Here is a 17,230-nt window from a genome sequence, read left to right on the forward strand (position 1 = left end):
AAGTTGCAGAGGCTGATTGAGTTCGATGGACTCTCTGTGACCGTGTACACGCGCCAAGCAGTGCTTGAGTGGATGGAAGACGATGAAGATTACCGGAAAACACAAGCTAACCTTGCAACCAGTCAGGGTGAGACGGTGAGTCGCGCTGGAATCATGAAGCGATTAGGGATGAAGTAGTGGACAGTGATGAGTAGGATTTTCGATTAAATAGCAATCACGCAATCCGGCTGTGAATCAGCATGAGTAACTGTGATTCGATCGTTGCCGATCATCAGGTCAGGGTCACGCCAACCTGCGTGCTGGGGTTAATCATCATAGATCTTAAGTACTTGGCAACACTGCCGAGTTGTCCGGTGTCAGATTCTCACCGCCATCAACGAAGAGTTGCTTAAGGTGGTGGTTGGGGCCGGCAGGCGTTGATAATTACCTGCGCAAGTAACGCTAGCAGAGTTGGTGCTGGAGAATAAAGCTATTCTGTATGCTAGTGGGCGGGACCGGTGACGGACCTGCCCACATTTTTGTCATCTGAAATCATCTAAAGTCTTGGCAATTTTTACGATTAAACCCAAACTTGACGCTTTTAATCAGCGGTTTTCCGGTATAATCGCATTGTGCAGTTTATTGCTTCCAAGCTATTTCGACAGGCTGGGAGAAACTCGATTGAGTGTGCTGAATAACTAGTGAAACCACTTTCTCCCATGCTGCAGGCTGAGCACTTGATGAAGCTACTACAACGATCGATAAACTAATTGTAAAATGGAAAATGGAGGTAACGTATGCCAAAACTATCTGCCGGTGCGGTTAAGTACGGGTTTTGGTTCGCAGAGTTTATTCAACTCATGGAATGGGTAACGGACAGCGAGGATGATCAGACGATTCGGCAACGAGTCATCGACACCAACGCGTTTGAGCAGCGCTCAGTTGCGCGAACGGAGAACGTCGTGAACTGTATTCTGCGGCGAATCCGGTCGTTGCCCGAAGACTTGCGTGAAATTTTTCCGTCGCTAGACCTGGACAATCAACGCATCACGGTGCTGATTGGCATTATGAATACAGATGAACTGATTCGGCGATTCATGCTCGATTGTTTCAAAGATGCGGTCGTGCTGGGGGATGAGGTGCTCCAGGATTATGAGCTCAATGCGTTCTTCTCGCGGCTGCAAGCGGAGCGCGATGAGGTGGCGGAGTGGCACGATAACACTATCCAACGGCTGAAGGGCACGATTCGCAACTATCTGCGAGCGTCCGGCATTGCCCGGGCCGCTGGAAGCGAGCTGGCGTTGCAGCGACCACTGCTGGACACACGTCTGGTGACGATTCTGCAAGCAAATCACCAGGCGGTGTATGTTGTGGCGCTGACGGGGAGGACTAATGGCTGACTTAGAAGAAGATTTCCGGCGGCTACGGGACAAAATTGCTTCGCCGAGCTTTCAGCAGAACCACGGTTTGTCTAATGAAGTGGGGTACTACATCTTCGATTACGATCCCAAGGATGAGCTGCGGGTCAGAGAAGCGGTGCAAAACATTGCGACAACCGCCACCGTGGCCACGATTGGCGCTAACGTCCAGGTTTTCAATCTATACGATCTGGTGATTACGATTCTGAAGCGGTACGGCTATGTCGAAGGATTTGCCGATTTTGAGCAAGAGTACGGCACGGAGCAGTTAATCCACGAGATCAACAATGTCTTGGAAATGAACGAGGAGCGCAACTTGATCGTGGAAGAGATTGCGGCGGCCGTTGACGCCGAGGAGCCGACCATTATCTTTTTGACCGGCGTTGGGCAGGTCTTCCCGCTGTTGCGATCGCATAAGGTACTGAACACGATGAACCAGGTGATCGACAAAGTGCCGGTGGTCATGTTTTACCCCGGCAAGTACGATGGCCTGCACCTCTCGATGTTTGGTGAGATCAAGGACGATAACTACTACCGGGCGTTCGGCCTGAGAAGGGTATGGAATGAACATGAAGATTAAGGAGTTATTCGCTAAACCGATTGATCGCGACATTCAAGGGGTCATCAAGGTGAGCCAAGAAAGCAACATTAAGGTCGAGCTGGATGAGTACGTGGTGACGCGCGAGCTTCAGGACCAGTTTGCCAAGTTCTTCTCGGCGTATGAAAAGGCGCTGCAAGGGCCGACCGATGATATGGGCGTCTGGATCTCCGGATTCTTTGGCTCTGGTAAGTCGCACTTTCTGAAGATCTTGTCATACATCCTCGAGAATCGCGAGGTCGACGGGCGACCGGCCGTCGAATTCTTTGCAGATAAGATCAACGATTCCTTCGTGTACACCCGTATGCAAGCGGCGGCGAACTCGAATACGCAGGTCATTCTGTTCAACATCGATTCTAAGGCCATGAACGATGGGAAGACTGACAGCAACGTTATCCTCGATGTTTTCCTGCGCGTCTTCAACGAGATGCAGGGGTATTCCAATAAGAATCACTGGATTGCCGATCTGGAACGGCAGCTGGATGAGCGTGGGCATTATGAGGCGTTCAAGACGGCGTTCCACCAGCTGGAAACCAATGGGCTGGACTGGAACTTTGGCCGCGACCATTACTCCCAGAATAAGGGCACGATTCGTGATGCGCTGGTGCAGGTCGGCTACATGAGTGAAGCCGATGCCCAGGGCTTTGTGGATAACCTGTTCAACCGCTATCCCATTAATATTGAAAACTTTGCGCAGCTGGTCAACGCGTACATTCAGAAAACCGGGCAGCGGGTTGCTTTCCTGGTCGATGAAGTCGGCCAGTTCGTGGGCGATTCCGTTCAGCGGATGCTGAACCTGCAAACCGTGGTTGAGGAGCTGGGCTCTGCGACCAAAGGCAAGGCGTGGGTGATTGTCACCTCTCAGCAGGCGATTGGGGATGTGACGACGAATCTCAACGGGCAGGATTTCTCCAAGATTCAAGGGCGGTTCAAGACGCGCATTGCATTGAGCTCGGCCAACGTCGACGAAGTGATTAAGCGGCGTTTGTTGACCAAAACCACCCCGGCGCAAATGGAGTTAGAAGGCCTGTATCAGGGCAACGCCGCCGCCTTGCGCAACGCAATTGATTTTGACGATGGCGTCACCCGCCAGAAGTTCAGCGACCCGGCTGAGTTTGCGCTGAACTACCCGTTCGTGCCGTACCAGTTCAACCTCTTGCAGGACGTGCTGACGGCGGTTCGTAACCACGGTTCGGACGGGAAGCACCTGTCCGAAGGGGAGCGGTCGATGCTTTCCATTTTCCAGGAGTCCGCCATGCGCAAGATGGACGCGGAGGAGGGGCAGCTGGTGCCGTTCTCCCTGTTCTTCGAGGGCCTGGCCCAGTTCCTGGACCACACGCATAACATTGTGATTCAGCGAGCCTGGGACAATCCATCACTGAACCCGAATCGGGAGAAGAACCCCTTCACGCTCCAAGTGTTGAAGACGCTGTTCATGGTCAAGTACCTGGACAGCTTCAAGGCGACGCTGAACAACCTGGTGACGCTGATGATCGACGATGTGAACGTCGATCGGATCGCGTTGACGAAGCAGACGCAAGAGGCCCTGGCTGCGCTGATCCGCGAAGGCGTCGTCGAGAAACACTTTGACCTGTACATTTTCCTGACCGATGCCGAGCAGGACATCAATGATGGGATCGAGCACGAGAACGTCATCGACAGCGCCATTGCGGAGAACTTGCAGCAGTACTTCTTTGGAATTAGCAAAACGATTAGTGATCGCTACACCTATCCGAAGCTGCACAATCGCTACGTCTTTGCCTTTAACCGTTGGCTTGACGGCAAGCCATACGGGCGCGGCAACCAAGCGCTCACCATTCAGCTGATCACGCCGCAGAGTGACTACTTTGGCGATGAAAGCACCTACGCGCAGTTGTCGACTGCACCGGATACAATGGTGATTGCGCTGCCAGACGATCGCGACTATATTGACCTGACCACTCGCTCTCTGAAGATCAAGCAGTATGTGTTGGGCAACACGAACAACCAGGATCCACGCTTCCGGTTGCTCCTGGACGAACGTCAGGATGAACGGACTCGACTAGATCAATCCGCGCAGACGCAGGCATTAGATGCCCTAGAGCGCGCCCAGATTTTCGTTGCCGGCGCACCGATCAGCACGAGCCACGACTTCGCGGCCCGGCTGGAGGAAGCGGAGAAGGCGCTCATTGACAATAACTACCGCTCGTTAGACTACATCGATGCGGCGAAGTCGGAACAGGCGATCCTTTCATTGCTCAACGACAATGGGCTCGTCAAGACGGACGAAAATTCACGCGCGGTGGATGCCGTCTTTGACTGGCTTCAGCAGCAGTTGCGGACCAGTCAGCACGTAACCTTGAAGTCCGTCCTGAACCGCTTTGCCACCATTCCTTACGGGTACACCGAAGAGGACACCGAGTGGTTGGTGGCCGCGTTGCTCAAAGCTGGGCGAGTCAAGCTCAGCTACAACGGCGAGCCAGTCAGTCTGATGCAGGACTCCGCGCGTCAGGTGACGGAATACCTGACAAAGAAGCAGTACGCAGAGCGCATTGCCATCCAGGTGCGCTACGTCACCCCAGAACGTGACTTGAAGAAGCTGCGCGAAGTGGCGAAGGAAGTGTTCAAGCGGGAAAAGTTCGGTGCCGAAGACCTCGAAACCGTGACGCATGAGCTGCAGGACAAGGTCGGGGCAGACCTCAAGAACCTGGAGCACTTCGAGGATCAGAATCGCGCCTATCCGGGCCACGATCTGATTGAAATGGGGATCAGTTACCTGCGTGAGCTTCAGGCGGCCAAGGACTCGGATGCGTTCGTTGCCACAATTGTGAAACGGTCAGACGATCTGCTTGACTGGCACGATGAGTACGTCGAAACAGACACGCAGGAGTTTTATCTCAGCGCACAGATGCAAAAAGTCTGGGACGATGGGCTCCAGGACCTGTCGATCTATGATCGGTCTAAGGACTTCCTGGCCGATGCAAAGTTGACGCAAATTGCGGAATCGTTGCGTGCAGTGCTGAAGTCGAATCGGGCCAAGGGGAACGTTCGGCGGATTAAGGAACTGGATGAGCAGTTCGACGAGATATATAGTGCGGCGTTTGACCAAGTGCAGGCCGAGAAGCTGCAAGAGATTGATGAAACCAAGCAAAGTGGCTTAGACTACCTGCAACGTGCAGCGATCACACCAGACGTGGCGGCGGCTCAGCAGGAAGAGTTCTTGCGGGCGCTTGCGCGCATCCGTCAGGAAGCCGCAGATGCGCGGGCATTGGATGAGCTCAACGTGACGACGTCGAAGGCTAAGACCCGGTTCCAGCGGATGACGAGTTACATCGAGAATCTGAAGCCGGTGGTGCCAGTTCCGCCAGTTGTGCCAGTAGATCCTGTCGATCCAGTGGACCCAATTCGCCCAGTGACACCTGTTAAACCACCAGTGCACCGCATCAAGACGGTTCAAGTGCGCGATGTCTCCGCGGGCAGTCAGTGGCGCATTAGCAGCGCAGCAGAACTTGATCATCATTTAGCGACCTTGCGTCAACAGTTGCTGGCGCGGCTGAAGGATGCGGATGAGATCGACTTACATTTCTAACTAACAACGGGATGAGGGAAAAGGATGGACAAACGCGCCATTAACAAGTTTGCAGTTCAAGCACGGCGTGACCTGATTGAGAGCGTCACGCGCCGGCTAAATGCATTGGGCATCACCGATCATGGGATTGAAGCAAAGGAAACGCGCTCTACCGCTCTGGCGGAATATTACGCCGGCAGTACCCAGCCGCTTGAAGGAAAGGATATTCAGCGGCGGGCAGCGCTGGTGACGCGGCTGAATGAAATGGCTGCTAAGACTGACGCCCAGGCTGCGTTTACGGACTTGGTCGAGGAGGTCGCATACACGTGGTTCAACCGGATCATTGCGATTCGTTTCATGGAAGTCAACGACTACCTTCCTTCTGGTACCCGAGTGCTCTCTTCTGCCGAGCAGCGAAATGAGCCGGATATCATGCGTGAAGCCCTGGATCTTGAAGACGAACTGGGCGGTTTTGCCCCAGACGAGTTGGCATTAATTCGTACTGCTCAAGACTCACAGCGGCCGCTGGACTTGGATGCGATGTATCAGATGCTGTTCATCAAACAGGTCAACAAGCTGAACGAGAGTCTGCCAAAATTGTTCGAGAAGACCGACGATTTCATGCAACTTTTGTTCACTCCCAGCTATAACCGCGGCGTGATTCGTGATCTTGTGGAGCAGATTCCTGAGGCCGACTTTGACATTGAGTCCGAGGGCAGTCAGGGGCAGGTTGAGATTATTGGGTGGCTGTATCAGTACTACAACACGGATTCAAAAGATGCCGCGATCAGTTCACCCAAGGCGCACAAGTTCCGCGGTAAGGAGATTGCATCTGCAACTCAGATCTTCACCCCAGACTGGATCGTTAAGTATATGGTTGAAAATTCAGTCGGAAAGACTTGGATTAAGCACTTAATGACGACCCACCCTGAAGTGTCTGAGGAAGATTTGGCACATCAGTTTAATTGGCAATACTACATGCCCGAAGCGTCTCAGGATACCGAAACACAAGAAGCAGAACGGCTCGTTGACCAAAAGTTGGTGGACTTAACCCCGCAACAGTTGACAACTTTGGACCCTTCGATGGGATCTGGTCACATTCTAGTCTATGCCTTTGATCTCCTGATTCAGATCTACCGAAGTGAAGGCTATTCAGATCGAGAAGCTTCAACAGAGATTGTTACTTCCAATTTATTTGGCTTAGACATCGATCGACGCGCTTATCAGTTAGCTTACTTTTCAGTGATGATGAAATACCGTCACTATAACCGGCGTGCGTTGAGAACGGCCGCAGTCCCGCACCTTGCAACAGTTGAAAGTTCAAAAGATTTGCATAGCGAGGACATTCAAGCAGCATTTCCACTGCTAGGGCAGAAGGAATTACAGTATCTTAGCGACCTTCGGCAAACGTTTAAAGAAGCCGATTTGACCGGATCACTCACAGATACCCAGCAAGTTGACCTGACCGCGATTCGCCAAGCATTGGACGATGTTCAGAATGTTCAGACCATCCTTTCCGACACAGTGCGCCAAGAATTGAACGATCTCTTTGATACCGCAAAAATCTTGGCCGCACAATACCAGAATATTGTAACCAATCCTCCCTACATGGGTTCTGCACGGATGAACAAGTACCTAGCCGATTTCTCGAAGAAATTCTACCCTGAGTCAAAAGCGGATCTGTTCGCGATGTTTTTGGAGCACTTTAACAAGGTTGTGTTACCTGGCGGATATGTCTCAATGGTAACAATGCAGTCCTGGATGTTTCTATCTAGCTTTGAACAACTTCGTATCCATCTATTGAACACCCGAACAATCTCAAATTTGATGCACATGGAAAATAACGTCATGGGGATTGCTTTCGGCACCGCTGTTACAATCACACGCAATGTTCGATTGCCAAGGTTCACTGGTACGTATCATCAGATAAAGACCGGCGATGTTGCTGAAGGAAAGTTTCCAACCGCCTTGCCAGTGCCCGGGAATCGATTCAATCGTGCTAACCAAGCGAATTTTAGTACCCTTCCTGGAAATATTCTCGGATATTGGGTGAGCACAAAAATGCTTAATGTTTTTCGAAAAAACAAGTCAATAAATGATTTTTTTGAAATTAAGGTCGGTATCCAAACTGGAGATAACCCCAGGTTTTATAGGCAGTGGACGGAAATTAGACAATTTGATACTGATTGGGTGAAAACAAATAAGAACGGCGAATACCGAAAGTGGTTTGGCAATCTAACTACAGTAATTTTATGGAAGGACAACGGAGCCGCTGTCAAGCAATGTGCAGATGAGAAGGGACGTATAAAATCTCGCCCACAAAACGAATCCTTTTACTTCCTACCAGGAATTTCGTTCTCAAATATAACCTCATCTGGCAACTTATCAGCCAGATTTGCCCCGGAGGGAATGATATTTGACCAAACTGTACCCACTGTTTTTACTAAATCAAATGAATCACTCGAAAATATAATGGCTTATCTAAATAGTAAGGTTGCTTTACATATCGGATCTATCGTTAGCCCAACGATGCATTTTAATGCTGGTGAGGTTTCAAAATATCCATATATTCCAACAGAAAATAATGAATCAATTTTTTACCTCAGTACACAGAATGTTGAAAAAGCAAAAAAGGATTGGGATAGCTATGAGATTTCTTGGAGCTTTTCTACAATGCCATTTATTAAGCAAATTGCTGATCATAATCGAAACTGGACAGTTGAATCAGCTTACAATCAGTGGGCTAAGGAGGCTGAGGAGCGCTTTAATCAGCTGAAAGCAAATGAAGAGGAGCTCAACCGAATTTTCATCGACCTGTATGGCCTTCAGGATGAGCTGACGCCTGAGGTGGCGGATAAGGATGTTTCGGTCCGGAAAGCTGATTTGCCTCGTGATATCAAGGCGTTTCTCTCGTACTTCATCGGGGTTGTTTTTGGCCGCTATTCGCTGGATGTTCCAGGACTCGCCTTTGCTGGCGGTGAGTGGGACAACTCAAAATATCAAACTTTCCAGCCGAATGCTGATGACATCATTGTTCTGACAGATGCGGATTACTTTGGTGATCAGCGTGATATTATCAACCGGCTCAAAGAATTCCTGACGGTGACCTTTGGCGCAGAGCACCTCGATGAGAACTTACGCTTCATCGCCGAAGCGCTTGGCAAGAAGGGGGCAACTGCGGAGCAACAGATTCGCAACTACTTCCTTGACGATTTCTACAAGAAAGATCACCTGTCGACTTACCAGAAGCGGCCGATTTATTGGCAGCTGGATTCAGGGAAGCAAAGTGGGTTCCGTGCGTTGATGTACCTTCACCGCTACGATGAGAATACGCTCGCGATGGTGCGCACTTCTTACCTGCATCCGCTGCAGGAGGCTTATGCCAATCAGTTATCATCGCTGACGAAGATGATTGAGGTTGAGGTCAATTCCAAGCCACGCAATGAAATGACTAAGCAGATCGCCAAGTTGCAGAAACAACTGGAAGAAGTTGCGAAGTACGATGGCGCACTGCAGCACGTTGCGAATATGCACATCGCCCTTGACTTGGACGATGGTGTGCTGGTTAACCACGAGAAGGCTCAGGGTGGACAGAAATTATTGAGCCCATTGAAATAAGCAAAATTCCGTTCGCTGGATGAAATCCGTGAGCGGGATTTTGCTGTCTTATGAGGCGTTTGTGCCAACGATTGTGCCAAGTTACGAAAGCGAGATTATTTGGATGATTTTATCCGTATCCTGTTCCTCGAGCTCCTTGATCACATGGAGGTAAGTTGATTGGGTCGTTGTGATATTCGCATGACCTAGACGCTTGGACACTGAGAGTACGTTGATCCCTTGGTAGAGGAGAATGGAGGCGTGTGTGTGGCGAAGACCGTGAAAGGTGATCCGCGGCAGGCGCAGTGACCGCAGCGTTTCTGTGAGTGATTTGTTGATCTCCGCACTGACAGGGACACGGTTATTTTCCAGAAATATTGGTTGCTCAGAATTGATGTGGTGGCAAGCGCTATAATCTCGTATCGCTGAGGCGGTACTCAAGTTGATTGAAATCTTTCGAACGGAGCTGGGCGTCTTGGTCGGCTTGAAGCCAGTATGGTATTTGTAATCCCATGTCTTGTTCACGAGTAATAGATTGGAAGTGACGTCTAGGTCCACGGGTGTGAGACCAACAATCTCGGCGTAGCGCATACCGGTGACTGCGGCGATGTAGATAATTAGATCGGATTTATCTGTTAGATCCAGGTGGGTTACTAGCCGTTGCCATTCGTTATAGTCGAGCGCCTTCTTTGGATGTTCAATGCGATGGCCACTGATCACCGCTTTGCGTGTGGGGTCGATAGGGATGATCTTTTCGTCAAGCGCATCCAAGATGGCGGCACGGATTTGCTTGTGGAAAGTTGCGACGGTGCGAGGCGCGTGATCAGCGGCGAACTCATTGAGCTTTTCTTGGTAAAGCGAGCGGGTCAGATCCTTTAGTGGCGTTCTACCAAACAGTCGCCGAATGTGTTGCAGCGTATTCTGGTACTTGATGAGCGTGATGGCGGTGACTGAGTTGGCCTTGTATAGGGCCACCCACCGACTAAAATAATCAGCGAGCGGAATGTCTCCTGCCTTATAATGACGCGCGCTGATGTAGTTAGATTTGATCTCACTAGCCGCGATTTCTGCTTCGCTTTTAAGCTGAAAGCCTGATTTGCGTAGTTTCCTGTACTTGCCGTCTGGATCTTTGTATGAGATTTCGTACTGCCAGACATTTCCTCTTTTTCGATAACTGACCATGGTCTTGAAACACTCCTTTGCGTAGTATGTGGATACCTTGGCACAAAATTGGCACAAAGGGGTGGTGAACGCCACTCATTTAGGAAGGCTGCGAGTTTATGATCAGCGATGTGGTCGAGTAACGGGCTAGAACGAAATGACCAGGAGTCTTCGGATGCTATAATAAAACCCCTAACGGATGTAATAGATTGATCAACTAAATTATTAATGGTAGGTGTGGGGGTACTCGGGGTTGGAATACGTCTGAGATCTCCGTTTGTAAAAGACATACTAGGATTTAGTCCCTGTAGCAAGTGGAAGGTAACTTTTGAATTAAGTATACCCATCACTAACTCGGTGACATCGCTATTCTTAGGAAACATAGTTCGACTAGTATCGTCAAAGATATATCCAGGTGGTGCAAACTTAACTCCGAACTTTGAGGAGCTAAGCTTTGTCCAAGATATGCCAGGTTTGAAATAATACTCAGTGTTACGTGCTGCACCCGCGATATTGCCTTTACCATTACGATGTGTACGAATTCTCTCGCCGTTGTGCTGCCAATCCACTACCACTTCATTTTTTGAGTACCAGCGAATAAAATCACCTCCGGTTCGGCAGGGGTACCATCGCTTGTCGAGATGTTTTGTATCATTCACTTCTTCTGTATCAAAAGAGATCTGTGTTAAGTTAACTTCCGACCAGCGTCGCTGAAATAAAATGTTGTCTCCAGTTGATAAGCCAGCCTTTAAATCAACAATGCTATCGAGGCTCGGCAGAGTATCAAAAAGCCGAAAGAGTTTCTCTGTGAACCAATAGGCAATAGGACTCTCCGAAATTTGCTGGAATTTCGCTTGGTTAGCGCAATAGATATACTTCAGTTTCGGGTTCTCGACAGCCCGAAGATAGGCTTGCTCTTTCTTATTCTGTGAATCAAAATCAACCAGTCGCTCATAGGTGCCGATGAACCCTTCGGTGTTTTGTTTCTGCATCACAAATGCTACGGACTGGACAACTTCCCCGCCGATCTCTTCAAATGCCCGTGTGCCAAGATGCGCGAGATTGATTATGGTCTGCTGATTCAGTGTCTTTCTCAGCGCCTCAAAACTCGAGAGAAACATCCACTGATGCTGGGTGATCATGGCGTAGTAGCCCTGATCGACCGTTAGCTCGCGCAATCGCTCCATGAATACCCCAAATAAATCGGATTTACTGTTTGGATAGTGCTTTTTAACAAAAGAAGCGAGAAACGATGGCATTTTACCCGAACCCATGTAAGGCGGATTGGTCACACTAACCTGGTATTCACGGGTCAATAGTTCTAAGACCGCCAGCACTTGCGCCAGTTCTTGTCGTATTTGGTTTAACTGGATACTCTGCAGGGACAATTGCCCAACGTTGTCTTTAGCGGCTACGATGGCATGCAAGCTACTGAGAACATCTGGGTCAAAATGGGCGCTGATCAGTGAGCCCAGTTCATCCCCATGGCCAAATAACGAGGCGAGCGTCTTCAACGCATCCAATACCTTAGGCTCTTTAGTCAGCTGCGCCAAGTCGTTCTGGTTCCAGTGAATATCTGGCACATCGAAGACTTGCGGCGTTACCTCCGCGCGCAACAGGCGGCGATCGTACTGGCGACCCTTCATCATCATCGCAAAGTAGGTGAGCTGAAAGGCTCGCGTATCAATGTCTGCGCCAAACAAGTTGTGGCTCAGAATCATTCGGGAGGCTTCTCGCTGCGAATAACCGACGCTGGTGTAGAGTTGCACCAACAAGTCGAAGGCATAAATCAGAATGTGCCCGGAGCCCATCGACGGGTCGATAATTCTGATGTTTTCCGGCTTTAGGTCGCTCAGAGATTGGTTATTACGTTGAGCAAGCACGGCAACGGCATCGGATTGCTCTGCATCCGGCATGAAGTAGTGCCAGCCAAACTCATGTGCCAAATCTTGAGCGGTTCGCGTATCGCCAGCCGCCTGCAAGTGATTGATCCACAGGCGGCCGACCGAGTTTTCCACCAGATACTTGACAATCCAGTCAGGCGTGAACAACTGTGTCACAGCCGGGATGTCTGCTTGTGTGTAGTTGCGCTTCTTGAAGGCCTTGTCTTTGGGTTCCTGGTTGTAGTACTGATACAGCCACCCAATAATCTCAACCTGCCCCTGACTGCCCTCGGACTCAATGTCAAAGTCGGCCTCAGGAATCTGCTCCACAAGATCACGAATCACGCCGCGGTTATAGCTGGGAGTGAACGATATCTGGTGTAGATGCTAGTTATCAATTCGTCTGTTGGTTATACTTAAGAGTTAGAAAGCATCGATTGCGACGAGAGAGAATGGGGTAAGCAGATTATGGCTGAGTTGGAGTTGGATCAGGTTGTTCAGGGGATTGAGGCACGTTTCACTGACGACAATCACTTTGTTTTTTGGTATGACGAAGCGGCCGATTTTAAGGACAACATTCCGGCAATTCGGGCTCGGCTTGCCCAACCGGTGATCGAGCTGCAGCCGCGCGAGCAGTTTCGCACGAAGTTGCAGCTGACCGAGATGCAGCGCCGGGGTGAGTCCGCGTTGGTGTACTCACCGGCGCCGATGCCAGCCTTGCACCTGAATCTGATGGCAGACATGCTGCGCTACTCGAGGACGTATGCCGCGGATGCGCTGACGATGCTGCAAGAAGAGTTGGGGCTCGCGCAAGGCGATCGCCAGTTCCTGCGCAACCACGCGACGTTCTTTGCCAGCAAGGAGCGCAAGCAGCGGTTCGTGAGCCTGAACTATAACCGTCAGCCGCTGGAGATGGTGCTGCTGGCGGCACTGGCCAAGGCCCAGGGGCCGGCGCTCAGTGCGGTGCTCCAGAGCGTGATTCAAGGCGGGCTCGAGGATGACAATCTCGTGTTGGCTCAGTTTGAAAAATTCGGCGCGCTGGATGCCTTCTGGCGCTTCGTGGAACAGGCGTATGGCTTCAGCGGCGAGCACCAGACGCTGCGCCACCTGTTCACCGCTATGTTCTTGAACATGGCATACGATCAGGCGGGCAAAGCACTGCCGAGCACCCTGAAGGCCTACGCGCTGAGCGGCGCCAACAACGCGATTACGTTTATTCAAAACAGTCGGAACCTGCTGACCTGTCGTGACGCGATTCAACAGGTGGCAACAGAGGTGTGGACGTTCGTGAAGGGGGCGCGGCTGTTCGGCGCGATGGAGCTGCGCGACCTGGCGCAGATCGATGCGTTTCCGCAGATTGACCACCTGATCATTCAGTGGGTGACGGGGCGCCTTCTGGCCGATGATTTTGGCGTACGCATTGGGCGCCAGACGCTGGCCGGACTGATTGAAGACCGATTGAACCGCCCTTATGGTGAGCAGATGGTCTCAGCTTACCAGATTCAACAAGACGCGCTGACGATGCTGACAACGCAGGCGAGTGACGCCCCGACGGATCTGCTGGCCGTGATCACCGCTTACGTTGACCACGACTATGTGTTGGACACGAGTTATCGCCACTTCACGGCCGCGTGTGCCGCGGTGGCGCCTGATCTGGAGGACCTGACCGAAGGCATTCAGGCGAAGGTCGAAAATACTTACCTCAACGGCTTCTTGAGCCACTCGATTCGGCAGTGGAACGCGGTTTATGCGCCTGACGCCGTACCGCGTGATCGCCAGCAGCGCAACTTCTACCGCCAGTTCGTGTCAATCGACGAGGGGCGCACCGTGGTGATCATTTCGGATGCCTTTCGTTTTGAGGCCGCACAGGAACTTAAGGCGCAACTGGATGCGCGCGATGTGATGCAGACGGAGATGCAGTACTTGGTGACGGGCTTACCTTCCGTGACTTACTTTGGCATGCCGGCCCTGCTGCCGAACCGCAGTTTGCGCTTCAATGGCAAGGATGGCGTGCTGGTCGATGATCAGGTGGTGAACTCAACGCAAAAGCGCGAGGCGGTGTTGCAGGCGACGAATCCTGCCAGTGCCGCTGAGCTCGTCAAGAACTTCAACGCCATGAGCAGTCAGGCGCGTAAGACCTTCCTGGCGGGCCAAAAAGTGGTGTATCTGTACGATAACCAAATCGACACCACCGGGGAGAAATCCGTCACCGAGCAGGAGGTGTTCAGCGCCACCGCGCGCGCCATCGAGAACCTGGCGCGCACCATTGAGCTTTTGCGTAATGTGTCAGTAAGGCACATTATTGTGACCGCGGATCACGGGTTCATCTACCGTCAGTCACCGCTCGATAGCGCCAACAAGATCCCAGTATCGGATCAGATGTGGCAGGATGTCGGCGGGTTGCGCAAGGAGCAGCGCTACGCCATCACGGAGCAGCCACTGACTGTCACGGGCACCGCACACCAGCAACTCGGGGCCTTGATGGGCAATGATGACACGCGCTGGGTGAACTACCCCACGAGCTTCAACATCTTCGTTGCGCCGGGCCCGAGTCAAAATTATGTGCACGGAGGCTCTTCCGCCCAAGAAATGATTGTGCCAGTGCTGGATATTCGCACCAGTACCGGGCGCTCCTTGGCCGAGCCGGCAAAGCTCAAGGATGTGACGGCCTCACCGCGCATTACATCGCGCGATGTGAACATCCAGCTGATGCAGGAGTTGCCATTGAGTGACCTGGTGACGGCCGCCAGCTACCTGATCTACTTTGAGGATGCGCAAGGGGACAAAATCTCCGGCGTGCGCGAAGTGGTGGCGGACAGCCGCGAGGAAACCCCAACCGCGCGGATTCAGCGCGTGCGCCTGACCCTGAAGGACGCGAAGTACAGCAACGGGCGCAAGTACACGCTGGTGATTCACAACACGGAAACTGATGAAGAAGTCCACACGGAATATACGATGGACATGGTGATCGGGGGAGGGTTCGGCTTTGACATCTGAGGAACGGCAGTTGCGGCGTACCACGATTTTGAACAAGCTGGAACAGTATTTTTCGGGGCGGTACGTGCGTAAGGACCTGACCCAGCGGATCAAGGAAGGCGCGAATGTGCCCACCTACGTGCTGGAGTTTTTGCTCGGGCAGTACGCGAACGGTTCGGATCCGCAGGCGATTGAGCGCGGCGTGGAGAACGTGAAGCGGACGCTGGCGAATAACTACGTGCGGCCGGATGAGGCGGAGAAGATTAAGTCTAAGATCCGCGAAAATGGCGCGTATACTGTCATTGATAAGCTGACGGTGTACTTGAATACCAGCGAGGATCGCTACGAGGCGCGCTTTGGCAATCTTGGTATTGATGGTGTTCCGGTCGACGAACGGTACCCACAAGATTACGAGCGGCTGCTGATCGGTGGAATTTGGTCGATTGTGCGCCTGAGCTACGATCACGAGGATGAGGACCACTTTCGGATTGAAGAGTTGACCCCGGTTCAGGTGCCATTCGTGGATATGGAAGAGGTTTACGCTGGACGGCGGGCATTCAGCACCGATGAGTGGATTGATCTGCTGCTGCGTTCCATGGGCATGGAGCCAGATGAGTTCGATGACCGCATGAAGTGGTTGCTAATTGCGCGGCTGATCCCACTGGTTGAGAACAACTACAACTTGGTGGAACTTGGGCCCCGCGGGACCGGGAAGTCTCACGTGTACAAAGAACTCTCCCCAAACACCATTCTGGTTTCGGGAGGCCAGACCACGGTGGCTAACCTGTTTTACAACATGACTCGCCGCGAAGTAGGGTTGGTGGGCATGTGGGATACGGTTGCCTTCGATGAGGTGGCCGGCATTAGCTTCAAGGATCAGGATGGCGTCCAGATCATGAAGGATTACATGGCGTCGGGATCCTTTGCACGCGGCCGGGCGGAGATTCAGGCCAGCGCAGGGATGGTGTTTGTCGGTAATATCAATCAGAGTGTGGATGTGCTCTTTCGGACGTCCAACCTGTTCGAACCGTTCCCAGAGGCGATGGGCACAGACACCGCGTTCCTCGATCGCATTCACAACTATCTTCCCGGCTGGGAAATTCTCAAGTACAAGCCGAGCTTTTTCACCTCAGACTTTGGGTTCATCACGGACTACCTGGCCGAGGTGATGCGCGAGCTGCGGAAAATTTCATATGGGGACGCGTTCGATGATGATTTTGCCCTGGGCGCGCAGCTGAATCAACGCGACACGATTGCGGTGCGCAAAACGGTGTCGGGCATGATCAAGCTGATCTTCCCGAATGGCGAATACGAAAAGGCGGATGTGGAAAAGATTCTTACCTTTGCCCTTGAAATGCGGCGCCGCGTGAAGGAACAGCTGAAGCGCATCGGGGGCATGGAATTCTACGATGTAAACTTCTCCTACATCGATCGCGAGACGCAGCAGGAAACCTTTGTGGGGGTTCCTGAGCAAGGCTCAACAACGCTTATCCCTGGGGGCACTGAAAAACCCGGCTTCGTCTACACCATCCAACGCGATGCCAGCGAGCGGCTGGGCTTGTTCAAGCTGGAAAGTCAGGTTATGGCCGGATCGGGTAGACTGGAGAAAACGGGGATTGGAGGCAATCGCCAAGCGCGTGAAGCTATGGACACGGCCATGCGTCTGTTGCAATCCAGTTACGCCACGATTGATCAGCGCCTGTCGCCCAACCACCACGACTTTGTGTTGCATGTCGCAAATCTGAATGGGCTGGAAATGACCGGCCAGCTCGCCCTGACCAGTTACATTGCACTGGTTTCGATTGGGGCAGGCCGCGCGACGCTTGACAGCCTTGTGGTTCTAGGGGATGTGACGATTGGCGGCACTGCGGCTAAGCTGGATGGCTTGGCGGATCAATTGCAGATTGCCAGCGACAGCGGGGCGAAAAACGTCTTGATTCCGGTCAGCGCAGTGGAGCAGTTGCCAAGTGTTCCGGCCGATCTTGTTGCCAAGTTTAACTTGATCTTTTACTCGATGGCGCAGGAGGCTGTGTTTAAGGCGCTGGGCGTGAACTAATCCGCGTACTTGAGA

At 52.0% G+C, this 17,230-nt stretch carries 7 protein-coding genes and 1 pseudogene; 6 read left to right on the top strand and 2 right to left on the bottom strand.

All coding sequences use genetic code 11. The features are described 5' to 3' along the window. Positions 1–776 precede the first annotated feature (776 nt). The 4 genes from HII33_RS04065 to pglX (HII33_RS04080) are packed head-to-tail and all read left to right on the top strand — an operon-like array spanning position 777 to position 9,160. Positions 777–1,379, top strand: a complete 603-nt coding sequence (locus HII33_RS04065; RefSeq protein ID WP_179394505.1) for a DUF1819 family protein — start codon at positions 777–779, stop codon at positions 1,377–1,379. Then, on the top strand, positions 1,372–1,977 hold the full coding sequence (locus tag HII33_RS04070) for a DUF1788 domain-containing protein (RefSeq protein ID WP_179394506.1): 606 nt from the start codon (positions 1,372–1,374) through the stop codon (positions 1,975–1,977). Before HII33_RS04065 ends, HII33_RS04070 begins: the two co-directional genes overlap by 8 nt. Continuing rightward, on the top strand, positions 1,961–5,563 hold the full coding sequence (gene brxC, locus HII33_RS04075; RefSeq protein ID WP_179394507.1) for a BREX system P-loop protein BrxC: 3,603 nt from the start codon (positions 1,961–1,963) through the stop codon (positions 5,561–5,563). Before HII33_RS04070 ends, brxC begins: the two co-directional genes overlap by 17 nt. 24 nt (positions 5,564–5,587) lie before the next feature. Continuing rightward, entirely contained in the window at positions 5,588–9,160 is a 3,573-nt protein-coding gene (pglX, locus tag HII33_RS04080; protein ID WP_179394508.1) for a BREX-1 system adenine-specific DNA-methyltransferase PglX, read from the top strand. Between the two features lie 81 nt (positions 9,161–9,241). On the opposite strand, the gene HII33_RS04085 is transcribed toward pglX (HII33_RS04080), so the two are convergent. Together HII33_RS04085 and pglX (HII33_RS13700) are read right to left on the bottom strand one after the other, a co-directional pair. Then, positions 9,242–10,321 carry a site-specific integrase gene (locus tag HII33_RS04085; protein ID WP_179394509.1) on the bottom strand — a complete coding sequence of 360 codons (1,080 nt, stop codon included), beginning with the start codon at positions 10,319–10,321 and terminating at the stop codon, positions 9,242–9,244. Positions 10,322–10,398: 77 nt separating this feature from the next. Next, positions 10,399–12,528 (bottom strand): annotated as a pseudogene (gene pglX, locus HII33_RS13700) (BREX-1 system adenine-specific DNA-methyltransferase PglX); the annotation flags it as partial. Between the two features lie 123 nt (positions 12,529–12,651). Between pglX (HII33_RS13700) and pglZ the strand changes: the two are divergent. Together pglZ and brxL are read left to right on the top strand one after the other, a co-directional pair. Then, complete coding sequence (pglZ, locus tag HII33_RS04090; RefSeq protein WP_179394510.1) at positions 12,652–15,180, top strand: BREX-1 system phosphatase PglZ type A; 2,529 nt, start codon at positions 12,652–12,654, stop codon at positions 15,178–15,180. A 10-nt stretch (positions 15,181–15,190) separates the two neighbouring features. Next, positions 15,191–17,215, top strand: coding sequence for a protease Lon-related BREX system protein BrxL (gene brxL / locus HII33_RS04095; RefSeq protein WP_425483982.1), 2,025 nt, complete (start codon positions 15,191–15,193; stop codon positions 17,213–17,215). Positions 17,216–17,230: the final 15 nt, after the last annotated feature.

This window comes from Lacticaseibacillus absianus (assembly GCF_013407595.1).
GTDB lineage: Bacteria > Bacillota > Bacilli > Lactobacillales > Lactobacillaceae > Lacticaseibacillus > Lacticaseibacillus absianus.

Bases quoted from the DNA above. Each gene is read 5' to 3' on its own strand.
- HII33_RS04065 (WP_179394505.1), top strand. From the start codon at position 777: ATGCCAAAACTATCTGCCGGTGCGGTTAAGTACGGGTTTTGGTTCGCA.
- HII33_RS04070 (WP_179394506.1), top strand. From the start codon at position 1,372: ATGGCTGACTTAGAAGAAGATTTCCGGCGGCTACGGGACAAAATTGCT.
- brxC (WP_179394507.1), top strand. From the start codon at position 1,961: ATGAACATGAAGATTAAGGAGTTATTCGCTAAACCGATTGATCGCGAC.
- pglX (WP_179394508.1), top strand. From the start codon at position 5,588: ATGGACAAACGCGCCATTAACAAGTTTGCAGTTCAAGCACGGCGTGAC.
- HII33_RS04085 (WP_179394509.1), bottom strand. From the start codon at position 10,321: ATGGTCAGTTATCGAAAAAGAGGAAATGTCTGGCAGTACGAAATCTCA.
- pglZ (WP_179394510.1), top strand. From the start codon at position 12,652: ATGGCTGAGTTGGAGTTGGATCAGGTTGTTCAGGGGATTGAGGCACGT.